Consider the following 19,676-nt stretch of genomic DNA (forward strand, 5'->3'; position numbering starts at 1 on the left):
CATTGGACGATATGCATCGCACACAGCACCCTGAAGCGAACCGTTCCTGAACGGACGACAGGGAGAGACCATGCACGCATTCCTCTATGCCAGCGCCGGCGCCGCTGCGCTGATGATCGCCGCCGCCAGCCCGGCGCAGACGGCGCGCACCATCCTGCCCATTCCCCCCGCGCCCTTCACCGGGGTCATTGCGCCCGATGTCGCCCATTCGCGCCCGATGCCGGTGCAACCGGTCCGCGCGCCAGCCGGCGCCCCCAATGTCCTGCTGTTCATGAGCGACGATGTCGGCTTTGCCATGTCCAGCGCCTTTGGCGGCCCGGTGCCCACGCCCAATTTCGAGCGGCTGGCGGCGATGGGCCAGCGTTACAACCGCTTCCACACCACAGGCATCTGCTCGCCCTCCCGCGCGGCGCTGCTGACCGGGCGCAACCATCATGCCGCGGGCAATGGCTATCTGAGCGACCTGCCGGCGAGCTTCCCTGGCTATATGGGCCGGATGGGACCGGACACCGCCACGATTGCCCAGATGCTGCGCCCCAACGGCTATAACAGCGCAATGTTCGGCAAGGACCATAATGTGCCCAAGAGCGAGCAGAGCGAGGCCGGGCCGTTCGACAACTGGCCCACGGGCCGGGATTTCGAATATTATTATGGCTTCATCGCCGGGGATAATGATCAATATTCCCCCACCCTGTTCCGGGGGATCAGCCGGGTCGCGCCGGAGGAGAATAAGGGCGACCTGCTCGACAAGCGATTGGCCGACGAGATCATCCGCTATGTCCATAACCAGAAGGCAGCCGCCCCGGACAAGCCCTTCCTGATCTATTATGCGCCCGGTTCCACCCATGCCCCGCATCAGGCGCCCGCCGACTATATCGCCCGCTTCAAGGGCCGGTTCGACCAGGGGTGGGACCGGATGCGGGAGGAAAGCTATCACCGGCAACTGACCATGGGCATCCTTCCCAAGGGCACGCAATTGACCGCCCGGCCGGCCGAAATTCCCGCCTGGGACAGTCTTGATCCGCAACAAAGGGCCTTTGCCGCACGGACGATGGAGGTCGCTGCGGCGCAATTAGTCTATCAGGACGAACAGTTCGGCCGGGTGCTCGACGAACTGGAGCGCATGGGTCTGCTGGAGACCACGCTGATCAGCGTGATACTGGGCGACAATGGCGCCGCCGCCGAAGCCGGTGTCGAAGGCACCGTCAACGAGATGCAGACCGTCGGCCGCCATAATGAAAGCCCGCAATGGCTGGCATCGAATATCGACCGCATGGGCGGACCGATGACCTATGGCACCTATCCCGCCGGCTGGGCCTGGGCGATGGACACGCCGTTCCGCTGGACCAAGCAGGTGGCATCGATGCTGGGCGGCATTCGCAACGGCATGATCATGGCCTGGAAGGGGCATGTCGCAAAGCCGGGCAGCATCTGTGCGCAGTTCGGCCATCTCAACGATATCGTGCCCACCGTGCTGGAAGCCGCCGGCCTGCCCGCACCGACGAGCGTCAACGGAATCGCGCAGAAGCCTATCGATGGGAAAAGCCTGCTCCCCAGCCTGAGCCAGTGCCAGCCCAAGGCGCCGCGCACCCAATATTTCGAGATCGGGGGCAAGGCTGCCCTCTATCAGGATGGCTGGTTTGCCAGCATGGACGATGGCCGTGCGCCCTGGGCCGCGATGCCACCGGGCGGCGCCAATCCCCCCGTCACCTGGACACTCTATGATCTGGAGCGCGACTTTTCGCAGTCGACCGACCTGTCGACCTCGCAGCCCGACCGGCTCAAGGCGATGCAGGCCACATGGCAGGCGGAAGCCGAACGCAACCAGGTCTTTCCACTGGACCACCGTTTCGGCGCCGGCCGGGCGGAAGGCATGGCGGCCTTTATCGGCGGCGGCAGGCGCCATTATGAATATTGGGGCAAGGATATCAGCCTGCCAGCGGTCGGCCAGCCCTTCCTGGTCGGTCGATCCTTCACCATCACCGCCCAGTTGCACCTCGACAAGCCGGATGCATCGGGCGCCATCATGGCGCTGGGCAGCCATTTCGGCGGCTGGAGCCTCTATCTCGACCATGGTCGCCCCAGCTTCGTCTTCGCCCGGTCGACCAAGCCCGAAGAGGTTGCACGGGTCGCAGCGGCCAAGCCTCTTTCCGCCGGCAGCACGTCGATACGGCTGCGCTTTTTCACCAGCGGCTTCGGCAAGCCGGCAGAGGTGACCCTCAGTTCCGGTGACACCCAATTGGGGCAGCTTTCGCTGCCGGTCAGCTTCCTGATGCCGGCCGGCAACGGCGAGACGCTGGACATCGGCCAGGACATTGGCGTGACCGTCACCGACTATGCGACAGCCCACGGTCGGCTGGAAGGGGATGTCCGCCATCTGACGATCGACATGGATTGATCCTGCCCCTTCACAAAGCCGCCCCCTTTTCCTATATGGGCGGTTCGAAATCGGTCCGTTCCTGTCCTCCCCGGATGGGATGGTCCGTCCCCCTCATCGCTCGGGGTCCGGTTCGCATGGCGCACGAAACCGGCGGAATTGGGCGAGTTTGGCGGGCAACAAGACGCTGACAGTGCGGATCGGACAGTCCCGGCCCGCACTTTTTTGCGTGGAATATGGGGTGCGAATCACCCCGGATTCCAGAGCATCCGGACTGAATTTCCGTTGCAATGCGGAAAAACACGACGAACAGACGACAGGCAGGAACCGCATGGCGACCAAGGCTCTCCCAACGATCAACACCGGCGCTAAGAAGCGCATCCGCAAGGTGTTCGGCGACATCCACGAAGTGGTGCAGATGCCGAACCTGATCGAAGTTCAAAGGGAGAGCTACGAACAGTTCCTGCGCTCCAACCCCGCGATCGGCTATGTCTCGGGCCTGGAAAAGACCCTGCGCAGCGTCTTCCCGATCCGCGACTTCGCTGGCACCGCCGAAATGGACTTCGTCCATTATGAGCTGGAAGACCCGAAGTTCGACGTCGAGGAATGCCGCCAGCGTGGCATCACCTATGCCGCGCCGATGCGCGTCACCCTGCGCCTGATCGTGTTCGAGGTCGATGCCGACACCGAAACCCGTTCGGTCCTCGATATCAAGGAGCAGGACGTGTACATGGGCGACATGCCGCTCATGACGCAGAACGGCACCTTCATCGTCAACGGCACCGAGCGCGTCATCGTGTCGCAGATGCACCGTTCGCCGGGCGTCCTGTTCGACCATGACCGTGGCAAGACCCACTCGTCGGGCAAATATCTGTTCGCTGCCCGCGTCATTCCGTACCGTGGTTCGTGGCTCGACTTCGAGTTCGACGCCAAGGACATCGTCAACGTGCGTATCGACCGCAAGCGCAAGCTGCCGGTCACCGCGCTGCTGTACGCGCTCGGCCTCACCGCCGAAGAAATCCTGGGCCAGTTCTACAACAAGGTCACCTTCGTCCGTGGCGAAGGCGGCTGGCAGATCCCCTACACCGCCGAAGCCTGGCGCGGCCTGAAGCCCGCGTTCGACATCGTCGACGCCAAGTCGGGCGAAGTCGTGTTCGCCGCCGGCCACAAGATCAGCCCGCGCGCTGCCAACAAGGCGGAAAAGGATGGCCTGGCCACCCTGCTGATCCCGACCGAGGAAGTCTATGGCCGCTACAGCGCCTATGACCTGATCAACGAGAAGACCGGCGAGATCTACATCGAGGCTGGCGACGAAGTGTCGCCTGAAAACCTCGAAAAGCTGGACAAGGCGGGCATCGACCGCCTGGAACTGCTGGACATCGACCATGTCACCACCGGCCCCTGGATCCGCAATACGCTCAAGGCCGACAAGGCCGAAGAGCGCGACCAGGCCCTGAGCGACATTTATCGCGTCATGCGCCCCGGCGAGCCGCCGACGAAGGAAACCGCCGAAGCGCTGTTCGCCGGCCTGTTCTTCGATCCGGAACGCTATGACCTCTCCGCGGTCGGCCGCGTGAAGATGAACATGCGCCTCGACCTGGATGCCGAGGACACCGTCACCACCCTGCGCGTCGAGGACATCCTGGCCGTCGTCAAGGAACTGGTGAACCTGAAGGACGGCAAGGGCGAGATCGACGATATCGACAATCTCGGCAACCGTCGCGTCCGCTCGGTCGGCGAACTGCTGGAGAACCAGTATCGCGTCGGCCTGCTGCGCATGGAACGTGCGGTCAAGGAACGCATGAGCTCGGTCGACGTGTCGACCGTGATGCCGAACGACCTGATCAACGCGAAGCCCGCCGTGGCCGCGGTGCGTGAATTCTTCGGCAGCTCGCAGCTGTCGCAGTTCATGGACCAGACCAACCCGCTGTCGGAAGTCACCCACAAGCGCCGCGTGTCGGCCCTTGGGCCGGGTGGTCTGACCCGTGAGCGCGCCGGCTTCGAAGTCCGCGACGTTCACCCGACCCATTATGGCCGTATCTGCCCGATTGAAACGCCCGAAGGCCCGAACATCGGTCTGATCAACTCGCTGGCCACCTTCAGCCGCGTGAACAAGTACGGCTTCATCGAAACGCCGTATCGCAAGGTGATCGACGGCAAGGTGACCAACGACGTCGTCTATCTGTCGGCGATGGAAGAGGCCAAGCACACGATCGCGCAGGCCAACGCCGAAACCAATGCCGACGGCACGCTGGCGGAAGACCTGATCTCCGCCCGTGAAGCCGGCGAATTCCTGATGGCGCCGCGCGACAACATCACCCTGATGGACGTCAGCCCCAAGCAGCTGGTGTCGGTCGCGGCCTCGCTCATTCCGTTCCTGGAAAATGACGACGCCAACCGCGCCCTCATGGGATCGAACATGCAGCGTCAGGCGGTGCCGCTGGTCCGTGCCGAGGCGCCGTTCGTCGGCACCGGCATGGAAGGCACCGTGGCCCGTGACTCGGGCGCGGCGATCGCTGCCAAGCGCGCCGGCATCATCGACCAGGTCGACGCGACCCGTATCGTGATCCGCGCCACCGGCGATGTCGAACCCGGCCAGTCGGGCGTCGACATCTACACGCTGCAGAAGTTCCAGCGCTCCAACCAGGACACCTGCATCAACCAGCGTCCGCTGGTGAAGGTGGGCGAACTGGTGCAGGCCGGCGACGTCATCGCCGACGGCCCGTCGACCGAGTTCGGCGAGCTGGCGCTGGGCCGCAACGTGCTGGTCGCGTTCATGCCCTGGAACGGCTACAACTACGAAGACTCCATCCTGATCTCCGAGCGGATCGTGAAGGATGACGTCTTCACCTCGATCCATATCGAGGAGTTCGAGGTCATGGCCCGCGACACCAAGCTGGGTCCGGAAGACATCACCCGCGACATTCCGAACGTCGGTGAAGAAGCGCTGCGCAACCTCGACGAGGCGGGCATCGTGTACATCGGCGCCGAAGTGGAGCCGGGCGACATCCTGGTCGGCAAGATCACCCCCAAGGGTGAATCGCCGATGACCCCGGAAGAAAAGCTGCTCCGCGCGATCTTCGGTGAGAAGGCGAGCGACGTGCGCGACACCTCGCTGCGTCTGCCGCCGGGCGTCGCCGGCACCGTCGTCGAAGTCCGCGTCTTCAACCGTCACGGCATCGACAAGGACGAACGCGCCATGGCGATCGAGCGGGAGGAAATCGACCGTCTTGCCAAGGACCGTGAAGACGAACGCGGCATCCTCAACCGTGCGACCTTCAACCGTCTGCAGGAAATGCTGATCGGCCAGACCGCCACTGCCGCCCCCAAGGGCGTCAAGAAGGGCGTTGTGATCGACGAGGCTCTGCTGGGCGAAGTCGAGCGTCACGAATGGTGGAAGTTCGCGGTCGAGGACGATGTCCGTCAGACCGGCATCGAAGCCGTCAAGGCGCAGTATGACGAAGCGGTGAAGCTGATCGTCGAGAAGTTCGAGGATCGCGTCGACAAGCTGCAGCGCGGCGACGAGCTGCCGCCGGGCGTGCTGAAGATGGTCAAGGTGTTCGTCGCGGTGAAGCGCAAGCTGCAGCCGGGCGACAAGATGGCCGGCCGTCACGGTAACAAGGGTATCATCAGCCGCATCCTGCCGGCCGAAGACATGCCCTTCCTGGAAGACGGCACCCCCGTCGACTTCGTGCTGAACCCGCTGGGCGTGCCGTCGCGCATGAACGTCGGTCAGATCTTCGAAACCCATCTGGGCTGGGCCGCACGCGGCCTGGGCGCCCAGATCGGCCAGGCTCTGGACGCATGGCGTGACGCCAATCCGAACCCCGAGGCGGGCCAGCCCCCCGAGGCGGTGAAGGAACTGCTCAAGACGATCTATGGCGACAATTATGTCGCCGAAATCGAGGCGCGCAGCCCCGAGCAGATCGTCGAGCTGGCGCAGAATGTCCGTGCAGGCGTGCCGATGGCGACGCCGGTGTTCGACGGTGCCGTCGAATCCGACGTGTCGGCGATGCTGAAGCTGGCGGGCCTGGACGAATCCGGCCAGGTTTCGCTGTTCGACGGCCGTACCGGTGACGTGTTCGACCGCAAGGTGACCGTTGGCTACAAGTATGTCCTGAAGCTGCATCACCTTGTCGACGACAAGATCCACGCACGTTCCATCGGCCCCTACTCGCTCGTCACCCAGCAGCCGCTGGGCGGTAAGGCGCAGTTCGGTGGCCAGCGCTTCGGTGAAATGGAAGTGTGGGCGCTCCAGGCTTATGGCGCCGCCTACACGCTGCAGGAAATGCTGACGGTGAAGTCGGACGACGTGGTCGGCCGCACCAAGGTCTATGAGGCGATCGTCAAGGGCGACGACACGTTCGAGGCCGGCATTCCCGAAAGCTTCAACGTGCTGGTCAAGGAAATGCGTTCGCTGGGCCTCAACGTCGAACTCGCCGCGATGGACGAGATTGACGACGACGGCATGGCGGCTGCGGCGGAATAAGGGATGCGCGGGCGCTGCTCCGGCAGCGCCCCCTCCCCTGCTTCGCCCGAAAATTACACCCTCTAGAGGGACTTGAGATATGAACGAACTGACGAACTTCGCCAATCCGATCCAGAAGCCGGAAACCTTCGACCAGATCCAGATTGGCCTCGCCTCCCCGGAGCGCATCCGCAGCTGGTCCTTTGGCGAAATCAAGAAGCCGGAAACCATCAACTATCGCACGTTCAAGCCCGAGCGTGACGGCCTGTTCTGCGCCCGCATCTTTGGTCCGATCAAGGACTATGAGTGCCTGTGCGGCAAGTACAAGCGCATGAAGTACAAGGGCATCGTCTGCGAAAAGTGCGGCGTGGAAGTGACCGTGTCGAAGGTCCGCCGCGAGCGCATGGGCCATATCGAACTGGCCGCGCCGGTTGCCCACATCTGGTTCCTGAAGTCGCTGCCCTCGCGCATCGGCCTGCTGCTCGACATGCAGCTCAAGCAGCTTGAGCGCGTCCTCTATTTCGAAAGCTATATCGTCACCGAGCCGGGCCTGACCCCGCTGGAGAAATATCAGCTGCTGACCGAGGACGAACTGCTCGACGCGCAGGACGAATATGGCGAGGACGCCTTCTCGGCCGGCATCGGCGCCGAAGCCGTCAAGCAGATGCTGATGGATCTCGACCTGGAAGGCGAGAAGCAGGCGCTGCTGGACGAACTGGCCGTCACCAAGTCGGAACTGAAGCCCAAGAAGATCATCAAGCGGCTGAAGGTCGTCGAGAGCTTCCTGGAATCGGGCAACCGCCCCGAATGGATGATCCTGGACGTCGTGCCGGTCATCCCGCCGGAACTGCGCCCGCTGGTGCCGCTGGACGGTGGCCGCTTCGCGACCTCGGATCTCAACGATCTGTATCGCCGCGTCATCAACCGCAACAACCGCCTGAAGCGCCTGATGGAGCTGCGCGCGCCGGACATCATCGTCCGCAACGAAAAGCGCATGCTGCAGGAAGCCGTCGACGCCCTGTTCGACAATGGCCGTCGCGGCCGCGTCATCACCGGTGCCAACAAGCGTCCGCTCAAGTCGCTGTCCGACATGCTCAAGGGCAAGCAGGGCCGCTTCCGTCAGAACCTGCTCGGCAAGCGCGTCGACTATTCGGGTCGTTCGGTCATCGTGACCGGTCCGGAGCTGAAGCTGCACCAGTGCGGCCTGCCCAAGAAGATGGCGCTCGAACTGTTCAAGCCCTTCATCTACGCCCGCCTCGACGCCAAGGGTCTGTCCATGACCCTGAAGCAGGCCAAGAAGTGGGTCGAGAAGGAGCGCAAGGAAGTCTGGGACATCCTCGACGAAGTCATTCGCGAGCACCCGGTCATGCTGAACCGCGCGCCGACGCTCCACCGTCTGGGCATCCAGGCGTTCGAGCCCGTGCTGATCGAAGGCAAGGCGATCCAGCTGCACCCGCTCGTCTGCTCGGCCTTCAACGCCGACTTCGACGGTGACCAGATGGCCGTCCACGTGCCGCTCTCGCTGGAAGCCCAGCTGGAAGCGCGCGTGCTGATGATGTCGACCAACAACATCCTGTCGCCCGCCAACGGCAAGCCGATCATCGTTCCCTCGCAGGACATGGTCCTGGGTATCTATTACCTGTCGATGGAACGCGAAGGCGAGCCGGGCGAAGGCATGCTGCTGTCCGACATGCAGGAGGTCCATCAGGCCCTCTATGCCAAGGCGGTCACCCTGCACTCGAAGATCATCAGCCGCGTGCCGCAGACCGACGAAAATGGTCAGCAGTATATGAAGCGCTTCGAGACCACGCCGGGTCGCATGCTGCTGGGCGAATGCCTGCCCAAGTCGCACAAGGTGCCCTTCGACGTCGTCAACCGCCTTCTGACCAAGAAGGAAATCGGTGACGTCATCGACCAGGTCTATCGTCACACCGGCCAGAAGGACACGGTGCTGTTCGCCGACGCCATCATGTCGCTGGGCTTCCGCCACGCGTTCCAGGCCGGCATCAGCTTCGGCAAGGACGACATGGTCATCCCCGACAGCAAGGTGACGATGGTCGACGAGACCAAGGCACTGGTGGCGGATTATGAGCAGCAGTATCAGGACGGTCTGATCACGCAGCAGGAAAAGTACAACAAGGTGATCGACGCCTGGAGCCGTTGCGGCGACCAGGTCGCGAACGCCATGATGGACGAAATCCGTGCCCAGCCCAAGGATCCCAAGACCGGCCGTCTGGCGCCGATCAACTCGATCTACATGATGGCGCATTCGGGTGCCCGTGGTTCGCAGGCCCAGATGAAGCAGCTGGCCGGTATGCGCGGCCTGATGGCCAAGCCGTCGGGCGAGATCATCGAAACGCCGATCATCTCGAACTTCAAGGAAGGTCTGACCGTCCTTGAATACTTCAACTCGACCCACGGTGCTCGTAAGGGTCTGGCCGACACCGCGCTCAAGACGGCGAACTCGGGTTACCTGACCCGCCGTCTGGTCGACGTGTCGCAGGACTGCACCATCGTCGAGGACGATTGCGGCACCGAAAAGGCGCTGGAGATGAAGGCCATCGTACAGGGTGGTTCGGTCATCGCCTCGCTGGGCGAACGCATTCTGGGCCGTACCACGGCGCAGGATATCGTCGACAGCAAGGATGGCACCGTAATCATCCCGATCGGCACCCTGCTGGACGAAGCCATGATCACCCAGATCGAGGCGATCGGCACGCAGGCCGTGAAGATCCGCAGCCCGCTGATCTGCGAAAGCCGCATGGGCGTTTGCGGCAAGTGCTACGGCCGTGACCTCGCCCGTGGTACGCCGGTGAACATCGGTGAAGCGGTCGGCGTCATCGCGGCACAGTCCATCGGTGAACCGGGCACGCAGTTGACCATGCGTACCTTCCACATCGGCGGCGCGGCGAACTTCAACGAAACGTCGAACCTGGAAGCCCTGTCGGACGGCACGATCGAGCTGCGCGACATGCCGACCATCACCGACAAGAATGGCCGTCGCCTGTCGCTGGCCCGTAACGGCGAAGTCGCGATCATCGACAGCGAAGGCCGCGAACGCGAAACGCACCGCCTGCCTTATGGTGCCACCATCCTGTTCGCAGATGGCGATGCCGTGAAGAAGGGCGATCGCTTCGCCGAGTGGGATCCGTTCACCATGCCGGTGATCACGGAAAAGCCGGGTATCGTTAAGTATGTCGACCTGATCGACAACAAGACGCTGACTGAACAGACCGACGAAGCCACCGGCATCGCCCAGCGCGTCGTCATCGAACATCGTGGTGCCGCCCGGACCAAGGAAGACCTCCGTCCGCGCCTGACCCTGATGGACGACAATAGCGGTGAAGCCGCCCGCTACATGCTGGCGGTCGGTGCGACCCTGTCGGTCGACGATGGTGCAGAGGTTCAGGCCGGTGACGTGCTGGCGCGTGTCAGCCGTGAAGCGGCCAAGACCCGCGACATCACCGGTGGTCTGCCGCGCGTTGCCGAGCTGTTCGAAGCCCGCAAGCCCAAGGACAATGCGATCATTGCCAAGGTCTCGGGCCGCGTGCAGTTCCTCAAGGATTACAAGGCGAAGCGCAAGATCGCCATCAATCCCGAGGATGGCGGCGAGCCGGTCGAATATCTGATCCCCAAGAGCAAGGTGATCGACGTTCAGGAAGGCGACTACGTGAAGCGTGGCGACAACCTGATCGGTGGTTCGCCCGATCCGCACGACATTCTGGAAGTGCTCGGCATCGAGCCGCTGGCCGAATATCTGGTCGCCGAAATCCAGGAAGTCTATCGCTTGCAGGGCGTGAAGATCAACGACAAGCACATCGAGACGATCGTTCGTCAGATGCTGCAGAAGGTCGAGATCATCGAGTCCGGCGACACCACCCTGCTGGTGGGCGAGCAGGTCGATCGCGAGGAAATGGACGAGATCAACAGCAAGCTGCAGCCGGGCTTCGCCCCTGCTGCCGGCAAGCCGGTGCTGCTCGGCATCACCAAGGCCTCGCTGCAGACCCGTTCGTTCATCTCGGCGGCATCCTTCCAGGAAACCACCCGCGTCCTCACGGAAGCGGCGGTCCAGGGCAAGAAGGACACGCTGGTCGGCCTGAAGGAAAACGTCATCGTCGGCCGCCTCATCCCGGCGGGCACCGGTGCCGGCATGAATCGCCTGCGCGTTGCTGCCTCGTCGCGTGACGCGGCGATGCGGGCCGCGCTGCGCGCTTCTGCCCAGGTCGACCTGATCGCGCCGAAGAGCGCGGCCGAGGAACATGCGGCCGAACTGGCCCAGGGTCCGGAAGCCGCGATCGGCGACGATCCGCTGGGTGCCGTGCAGGGTGATGATTTCACCACGCAGGACATGGACTGACTTTGAAAAGGCGGGAGCCGCTTCCTACATCGGAAGCGGCTCCCAGCCCGGTTTTGAGAGAGACCGACATATTGCCCGCCGGATCAGAGATGATCCGGCGGGCTTTTCTTTGTCCGGTGAAGGCAGCCAGCCGGCGATCGGGAGGATCGACAAAAAACTGCGGAAAGGCTGCACAAAGCGCTTGACCGACTCTGAATCCCCGCCTATCTGCGGCCTCCCAAGCGGGGCAAGCCCTGCTGATGATGCCCGATCCTCTAATGGTAAGAGAGCGGACTCTGACTCCGTCAATCAAGGTTCGAATCCTTGTCGGGCATCCAATTCTTCCCCATCAGATAAAAACTGACCAGCAATGTTGTCGCGCGCCCTATGGACGTAGGCGGCCATCATCCCTATATACCGGTCGGTATGGAAATGACGGCAACACAGAGTGGCAGGGGTCGCCCGCGGGAGTTCGATCCCGAGGAAGCCCTGGCGGCTGCGCTTCAGGTCTTCTGGCGGCGCGGCTATGAAGGCGCATCGCTGGCGGAACTGACCGAAGCGATGGGCATCACCAAGCCCAGCCTCTATGCCTGTTTCGGCAACAAGGAAGCCCTGTTCCGCAAGGCGCTCGACCTCTATGAGCGCGACAAGCTCTGCTATGTGAAGTCGTCGCTGGAGGCACCGACCGCCAAGGCGGTGGCCGAGCGCATGCTGCGCGGATCACTGGCGATCCAGACCGGTAACAAAGATCCCCAGGGGTGCATGGGTGTCATCAGTTCGGTAGGCGGCACCGCCCATTCCGAATGTATCCGCGATGAGGTATTGGCCCGCCGCGCCTCGTCCGACCGCGCCCTGCTCGACCGGTTCGAACGCGCCCAGGCAGAGGGCGACCTCCCCGCCGGAGTCGAGCCACAGGCGCTTGCCTGTTACCTCTCGACCGTGATCCAGGGCATGGCCGTGCAGGCCGGTGCCGGTGTGCCGCGCGATCGGCTGGAACAGCTGATCGATACAACGCTCACCATGTGGCCGAGCAAATAGCGGAATTTATTTCGCTTTTGCAGCGATGCGGGCCTTGAAATTGCCGCACTGCAAATAAAATACCTCCCGGTACAAAAAGACGGTTGACGGGACAGCCCCCGTTAATATATACCATGCGGTACACAATGATGCTGGGTGTGTAGCCCAGGGAGGTCATCATGCAGCAATTCCACCATCGGCGCTGTCGACGATAGCGTCACCCAAAGGGGCGGTTTCCCGGTAACGGGTTCCTCCTGATTCACCATCTTTGCGCCCTCTTCGCGACGGTTTGTGCCGTTCGCGCCGCAGGGACGCATGCCCGCATCTTCGGGCACTTATTTCGGGACGCGATCCGCGCTTTTCCGCGCGCGGCCGTGTGCCCGCTTCAGATAGCAGGAAGGAACAGGCCATGGCTTTCCTTGATTTCGCCCAGGCGCTTGCCGGTCCGCAGATGGCGGTCGGCGCCGCCCGCCCCGCCCCCGCAGTGCCCGCCATCAGTGTCGAGGCCCAGGCAACCAGCTTTTCCGCCCAGGAATGGCAGATCGTCGACCTTGCCCGCACCGACGGGCTGCGCTCGCTGCGTGGCCCCGGTTCTTTCGCCCGTCTGCGCAAGTGGATCTGGGGCGAGGAACATAGCCCCACCCTGGCCAGCGAACGGCTGGAAGCACTGCGCCGCCTGGCCGTCGAGGCCTGGCACAAAGGCTATGCCGTGTCGCTTTCCGCCCTCGCCGCCTTCCGCGCGGCCGGCTTTTCCACCGCGCAGCTCGAATTGCTGCTCGCCACCATCAGCGCGGGCCGCACCGCCCGCGTCCCCCGGAGCTAATCCATGAACCAGTTCACCAAGATCACAGCCGACGGCACCGCGTCGGACGTTCACGCGCCACCGGGCAACCGCTGGTCGCGCAAGCATGGCGGCATCGCCGCCGTCGCGCTCATCGCCCTGTTCGGCATCGGCTGGAAGCTGGTCGACCGCCCGTCGGCCCAGGCCGCAGCCGCCCCGCTGGCGGCGGTCGGTGTTTCCGCGCCGCTCGCCCGCAGCGTGACGCAGTGGGATGACTATGTCGGCCGCTTCGCCCCCAGCCAGACGGTCGAGATCCGCCCCCGCGTATCGGGCGCGGTGACCGCCATCCACTTCCGCGACGGCGACTTCGTACGCCAGGGACAGTTGCTCTTCACCATCGATCAGCGCCCCTTCCAGGCCGCCCTGGCCGAAGCCCGCGCCAGCGTCGCCTCCGCTCGCAGCGCGCTGCTGCTGGCCCAGAATGACTATGGCCGCGTCCAGCGGCTGACCGGCGACGAAGCCGTGTCGGCCAGCGAAGTGGATTCGCTCCGCTCGCGCCTGCAGGCGGCACAGGCCGCCCTGGCCGGCGCGCAGGCCCGCGAACGCAGCCGGGCGCTGGATGTAGAATTCACCCAGGTCCGTGCCCCGATCTCCGGCCGCGTGTCGGATCGCCGTGTCGACATCGGCAATCTGGTGTCGGGCGGCGAAGGCAGCACCGCGTCGCTGCTGACCACGGTCAACAAGCTCGACCCCATCTACTTCAACTTCGATGCGTCCGAAGCGCTCTACCTCAAGTCGCAGCGCGACAAGGAGAATGGCGGCGCGGTCGAGGTGCGGTTGCAGGATGAGGCGGACTATAGCCACAAGGGCCGGCTCGACTTCACCGACAATGGCCTTGATCCCCGGTCGGGCACGATCCGCATCCGCGCAGTCTTCGACAATCCGGGCAATTTCCTGACCCCCGGCCTGTTCGGCAATATGCGTCTGGCCAATGGCGGCAAGGCCAATGCCCTGCTGGTCCCGGACGAGGCGATCCAGTCCGACCAGGCACGCAAGACCGTGCTGGTGGTGGACAAGGATGACAGCGTCGCGGTGAAGCCGGTCGAGCTAGGCCCGATCGTCGATGGGTTGCGCATCATCCGCAGCGGCCTCGATCCGCAGGACCGGGTCGTCGTGACCAATATCCAGGCGGCGATGCCCGGCGCCAAGGTCGCGGTGAAGCCGGCCCGGATTACCCCGACCCCGGCACCCGTCACCCCGGTCGACAGCGCCGCCCCGGTCGCCGCCCAGGCCACCTTCGCTCGGTAAGCACTGACCCCACCCTTCACACGGGTGGGGTCAATCAAACGAAATCCCAAGCCCGTGATCCGGCCCGGCCGGATCGCGCGGTATCCCTTTCGCTCGTTCGCAAAGGATGATCCGATGCGTTTCTCCCGTTTCTTCATCGACCGGCCGATCTTTGCCGCCGTCATCGCGGTGGTCATCACCGTGGTCGGTGCGCTCGCCTTTATCGGCCTGCCGGTATCCCAATATCCCGACATCGTGCCCCCCACGGTCACGGTTTCCGCCCAATATCCCGGCGCATCCGCCGAAACGGTCGCGTCGACCGTGGCCGCGCCGATCGAACAGGAAATCAACGGCGTCGACGACATGCTCTATCAGAGCAGCCAGTCGACCGGCGATGGCAAGGTCGTCATCACCGTCACCTTCAAGATCGGCACCGACCTGGATGCCGCGCAGGTGCTGGTGCAGAACCGCGTCGCGGTCGCCATCCCCCGCCTGCCCGAGGAAGTGCAGCGGCTGGGCGTCGTGACCCGCAAGACCACGCCCGAATTCCTGATGGTTGTGAACCTGCAGTCGCCCGACGGCACCTATGACCGCGACTATATTTCCAACTATGCCCTGACCCAGGTGCGCGACAGACTGGCTCGTCTGGATGGCGTGGGCGACGTGCAGCTGTTCGGTTCGCGCGACTATGCCATGCGCATCTGGATCGATCCCGATCGCGCCGCCGCGCTGGACCTGACCGCCGGCGAGATCGTCTCGGCGCTCCGGGCACAGAATGTCCAGGTGTCGGCCGGCTCGATCGGCCAGCCGCCCTATGATCGGGGCGAAGCCTTCCAGCTTGGCGTCGAGATGCAGGGCCGCCTGACCACGCCCGATCAGTTTTCCGACATCGTGATCCGTTCGGACGCCGATGGCCACCAGGTGCGCGTGCGCGATGTCGCCCGCGTAGAGCTGGGCGCGCAGGATTATGGCACCAACACCTATCTCAGCAACAAACCGACGGTCGTCATCGCGACGATGCAGCGCCCCGGCTCCAACGCGCTCGACGCGGCGCAGAAGGTCAAGGCGGAGATGGAGCAACTGTCCAAGCGCTTCCCCAAGGGCCTGGAATATAGCATCATCTACAACCCCACCGAATTCATCAGCCAGTCGATCGACGCCGTCTATCACACGCTGTTCGAAGCGGTGATCCTGGTCGTCATCGTCATCCTGATCTTCCTGCAGAACTGGCGCGCGGCGGTCATCCCGATCATCGCGATCCCGGTCTCGCTGATCGGCACGGCAACGATGCTGGCTGCGGTCGGATACTCGCTCAACAACCTGTCGCTGTTCGGCCTGGTGCTGGCGATCGGCATCGTCGTCGACGACGCGATCGTCGTGGTCGAGAATGTCGAACGCAATATCGAAAACGGCATGAGCCCGCTGCAGGCGGCGCGCGTGTCGATGGACGAAGTGTCGACCGCGCTGATCGCGATCGTGCTGGTGCTGTGCGCCGTGTTCGTGCCGACTTTGTTCATCACCGGCATTTCCGGTGCCTTCTACCAGCAGTTCGCGGTCACCATCTCGACCGCGACGGTGATCTCGCTGATCCTTTCGCTCACCCTGTCGCCGGCTGCAGCCGCCCTGCTACTGAAGCCCAAACATGGTGCCCATGATCTCGACAATGCGCCGCGCTGGCGCCAGATCACGGCCAGGGCAGCGGATCGCTTCAACCAGGGCTTTGATCGGATGAGCGCGGGCTATGCGCGCCTCACCCGCTTCCTTGTCGCCCGACCCAAGAAGATGCTGCTGACCTATGCCGGCCTGATCGCCGCCACCATCGCCCTGTTCTGGGTGACGCCCGGCGGCTTCATCCCGGCACAGGACCAGGGCTACTTCCTGGCCGTCGTCCAGCTGCCCTCGGGCGCATCGCTGGAGCGCACCGACAAGGTGACGCGCGAGGTCGCAGCGAAGATCCTGCCGATCAAGGGGCTGCGCGGTGCGGTGATGTTCGCCGGCTTCCACGGCCCGTCGCAGACGCAGGCGCCCAACAGCGCGGCGATCTACTTCCCGTTCAAAAGCTTTGCCGAGCGCAAGGCGGAAGGTGCCACCTATGCCGGGATCATGGATCAGGCGAACAAGGCGGTCGCGGGCTATGACAAGGCGCGCATCCTGCTGGTGCCGCCGCCGCTGATCCAGGGCATCGGCTCGGCCGGTGGCTATCGCCTGATGCTGGAGGACCGGGAGGATCGCGGCTATACGGAACTCAACAAGGTTGCCGGCGAACTGATCGGCAAGGCCAATCAGAGCCCCAGCCTGGCGCAGGTCTATACCCTGTTCGACGTCGGCACCCCGCGCATCTTCGCGGATGTCGATCGCCGCAAGGCCGACCTGCTGGGCGTGCCGCCCGAGCGCGTGTTCGAAGCGATGCAGGTCTATCTCGGCTCGGCCTTCGTCAACGACTTCAACCTGCTCGGCCGCACCTATCGCGTGACTGCCCAGGCCGATGCCGACCATCGCGGCACCGTGGCCGACATCGCCAACTTGAAGACCCGGTCGAACAGCGGCCAGATGGTACCGATCGGTTCGGTCTCCACCTTCCGCGACAAGACCGGCCCCTATCGCGTGGTCCGCTACAACCTGCTGCCCGCGGTGGAAATCGATGGCGACACGGCACCGGGCTATTCGTCGGGCCAGTCGCTCAGCACGATGGAGAAGCTCGCCGACGCGGCCCCCGCCGGCTATGCCAGCGAATGGACCGGCGTTGCCTATCAGCAGATCAGTGCCGGCAATACCGCAGGCATCGTCTTCGGCATGGCGGTCTTCTTCGTCTTCCTGGTGCTGGCGGCGCAATATGAGAGCCTGACCTTGCCGCTGTCGATCATCCTGATCGTGCCGATGTGCCTGTTCGCGGCCATGCTGGGCGTGAACCTGCGCGGGATGGACAACAACATCCTGACGCAGATCGGTCTGGTCGTGCTGATCGCGCTCGCGGCGAAGAACGCCATCTTGGTGGTCGAATTCGCCAAGCAGGCGGAAGAGGAACAGGGGCTGAGCCCGGTCGAGGCCGCGGTTCAGGCGGCGCAAACCCGTCTGCGCCCGATCCTGATGACCAGCTTCGCCTTCATCCTGGGGGCAGTGCCGCTGGTGATCGCCAGCGGGGCCGGTGCGGAACTGCGCCAGGCGCTGGGCACGGCAGTCTTCTTCGGCATGACCGGCGTGACGGCCTTCGGCCTGCTCTTCACCCCCACCTTCTATGTCGTGTGCCGTGCGCTGGGCGATCGTTTCGCCCGTCGCCGGCGCCCGGAGGCTGACGATGCTGCGGCATTGCAGCCGGCCGAATGAGGACAAAAGCCATGACAAGGAACCTGATTGCCCTGTTGCTCGGCGCCAGTGCGCTGACGGCCTGCGCCGCCGGGCCGGATTACAAGGCCCCTGCCACTCCGACCACGGCCGCCGCCCCCTTCATCGGGGCGGCGAACCCGGCGGTCGCCCAGAGCGCCGCCGACGACCATTGGTGGCGGCTCTATAATGACCCGCTGCTCGACGGACTGGTCGGCGATGCGCTCAAGGCCAATACCGACATCCGCGTCGCCGTCGCCCGGCTGGAACGCGCCCGCGCCCAGTTGCGCGGCGCCCGGTCCGACCGGTTGCCCAGCACCAATATCAGCGGCTCCCCGACCTATGGCCGGGTGTCGCAGGCCCAGACCCTGCCCGGCATGGACCGGGAAAACTGGACCGTCGATATGGGGCTGGACGTCGCCTATGAAGTCGACCTGTTCGGCCGGGTGAAGCGCAGCATAGAGGCCGCGCGCGGCGATGTCGGCGCGGCCCAGGCCGATGCCGATGCCGTCCGCGTCGCGGTGGTCGCCGATACGGTGCGCGCCTATGTCGACGCCACCGCATCGGCCCAGCGTCTCGCCGTCGCGAAGGAAACGATCGACCTGCTCGACAAGTCGATCCGCATCACCGGCGCCCGCTTCGATGCTGGCCGGTCCGACCGGCTGGACGTGATCCGGGTGACCACCCTGCGCGAACAGCAGCAGGCGCTGATCCCCAATCTGGTTGCCGATCGCAATGCCGCGCTGTTCCGGTTGGCGACGCTGACCGGGCGGACGCCGCAGGACCTGCCCGCGTCCGTCCAGAACGCGACCGTGACACCGAATGTGACACAGCCGATCCCGGTCGGCGATGGCCAGGCACTGCTCGCCCGGCGGCCGGACGTGCGCGCGGCCGAACGACGGCTGGCGGCCGACACCGCCCGCGTCGGCGTGGCCACCGCCGATCTCTATCCGCGCATCACCCTGGGCGGATCGATCGGCACCACGGCGATCGGCGGCGGCAATCTGTTTGGCGCCGGGCCGCTCAACTTCCTGCTGGGGCCACTCATCAGTTGGGCCTTCCCCAATCAGGAAGCCAACCGGGCGAAGATCGCGGCGGCGAGGGCGGATGGCGACGCATCGCTCGCCGCCTTTGACGGCACGGTGCTGCAGGCGCTGGAGGAAACCGAGACGGCGCTGTCCACTTACGCCAATGCGCTGGAGCGGCGGGCGACGCTGCAATCGGCGCGGGACGAGGCGGCTCGGGCTGCGCGGATCAGCCTGGCGCGCCAGCGCGAGGGGCAGATCGACTTCCTGACCGTGCTGGACGCGCTGCGCACCCAGGCATCGGCCGACGCGGACCTGGCGACCGCCAATCGCGCCGTCGCCTTTGCCCAGGTGGATCTGTTCCGCGCCCTGGGCGGCGGCTGGACCACGACCTGATACGGAAAGGGGCGGCGTTTTCAAAACGCCGCCCCTTTTTCCTGTCAGACGATGAAGTTGCCCTGATGGGCGAATGTCTCGATCTCATGCCGGCCGCTCGGTGCCTCCCGCGCCTGCAGCGCTTCGGGCAGGCTGGCCTTGTCACCCTGACGCCCGATCGCGATCGCCGCCTCGATCCGGAATCGCTCCGGCACGGCCAGTTCGGCGCGGGCCTTGTCGAAATCGACGCCGGTCATGGCATGGGTATGATAGCCAAGCCGCGTCGCCTGTAGCGCCAGCGTCGCCCACGCGGCGCCTGCGTCGAAGCTGTGGCTGTGCGAAGGCTTGTAATCTTCCGATCCCGGCGCGGCCATCAGCGTGTCGGAAATGACGAAGACCAGCGCGCCCGCATGCTGCACCCAGCCCTGGTTGAACGGAAAGAGCAGGTCGAGGAAGCGCGCCCAGTCGGCACTGTCGCGATGGGCATAGAGGAAGCGCCAGGGCTGGTAGTTGAAGGCCGAGGGCGCCCAGCGGGCGGCGTCGAACAGCGTGTCGATATCGGCCTGGGGAATGGCGGAGCCGTCAAAGGCGCGGGGCGACCAGCGCTCCAGGATCAGCGGATCGACGGGACGGGTAACTTCGCGCGGGCTGGTGGCCATCTGGATCTCCTTCAAGGCGATGACGCGATC

9 protein-coding genes and 1 tRNA gene are annotated in these 19,676 nt (G+C 64.5%); 9 read left to right on the forward strand and 1 reads right to left on the reverse strand.

The genetic code is table 11. The features are described 5' to 3' along the window. Window positions 1–70: 70 nt before the first annotated feature. The 9 genes from E5554_RS22195 to E5554_RS22235 all read left to right on the forward strand — a co-directional run bounded on the left by E5554_RS22195 (window position 71) and on the right by E5554_RS22235 (window position 19,008). Window positions 71–2,398 (forward strand): arylsulfatase, encoded by a 2,328-nt coding sequence (locus E5554_RS22195; protein ID WP_168708748.1) that lies wholly within the window; start codon window positions 71–73, stop codon window positions 2,396–2,398. Window positions 2,399–2,708: 310 nt separating this feature from the next. After that, a complete protein-coding gene (rpoB, locus tag E5554_RS22200) occupies window positions 2,709–6,866 on the forward strand; it encodes a DNA-directed RNA polymerase subunit beta (protein ID WP_037508426.1) in 4,158 nt (1,385 codons plus the stop codon). Between the two features lie 79 nt (window positions 6,867–6,945). Beyond that, a complete protein-coding gene (gene rpoC / locus E5554_RS22205) occupies window positions 6,946–11,202 on the forward strand; it encodes a DNA-directed RNA polymerase subunit beta' (protein WP_004208472.1) in 4,257 nt (1,418 codons plus the stop codon). Window positions 11,203–11,445: 243 nt separating this feature from the next. Beyond that, window positions 11,446–11,519 (forward strand) — tRNA-Gln (locus E5554_RS22210). An 88-nt stretch (window positions 11,520–11,607) separates the two neighbouring features. Next, window positions 11,608–12,219: a TetR/AcrR family transcriptional regulator gene (locus E5554_RS22215; RefSeq protein ID WP_136188116.1), complete on the forward strand. Its 612-nt coding sequence runs from the start codon at window positions 11,608–11,610 to the stop codon at window positions 12,217–12,219. A 388-nt stretch (window positions 12,220–12,607) separates the two neighbouring features. Next, a complete protein-coding gene (locus E5554_RS22220; protein ID WP_010338106.1) occupies window positions 12,608–13,021 on the forward strand; it encodes a hypothetical protein in 414 nt (137 codons plus the stop codon). 3 nt (window positions 13,022–13,024) lie between these two features. Beyond that, window positions 13,025–14,287, forward strand: coding sequence for an efflux RND transporter periplasmic adaptor subunit (locus E5554_RS22225; protein ID WP_136188117.1), 1,263 nt, complete (start codon window positions 13,025–13,027; stop codon window positions 14,285–14,287). A gap of 114 nt (window positions 14,288–14,401) precedes the next feature. Then, complete coding sequence (locus tag E5554_RS22230) at window positions 14,402–17,590, forward strand: multidrug efflux RND transporter permease subunit (protein ID WP_136188118.1); 3,189 nt, start codon at window positions 14,402–14,404, stop codon at window positions 17,588–17,590. Window positions 17,591–17,601: 11 nt separating this feature from the next. Then, complete coding sequence (locus tag E5554_RS22235) at window positions 17,602–19,008, forward strand: TolC family protein (RefSeq protein WP_136188119.1); 1,407 nt, start codon at window positions 17,602–17,604, stop codon at window positions 19,006–19,008. A 44-nt stretch (window positions 19,009–19,052) separates the two neighbouring features. Here the strand turns inward: E5554_RS22235 and E5554_RS22240 are convergent, their stop codons facing one another. Beyond that, complete coding sequence (locus E5554_RS22240) at window positions 19,053–19,646, reverse strand: nitroreductase family protein (RefSeq protein ID WP_037522043.1); 594 nt, start codon at window positions 19,644–19,646, stop codon at window positions 19,053–19,055. Window positions 19,647–19,676 lie beyond the last annotated feature (30 nt).

The sequence above is a fragment of the Sphingobium sp. PAMC28499 genome (genome assembly GCF_004795815.1).
Classification (GTDB): Bacteria; Pseudomonadota; Alphaproteobacteria; order Sphingomonadales; family Sphingomonadaceae; genus Sphingobium; species Sphingobium yanoikuyae.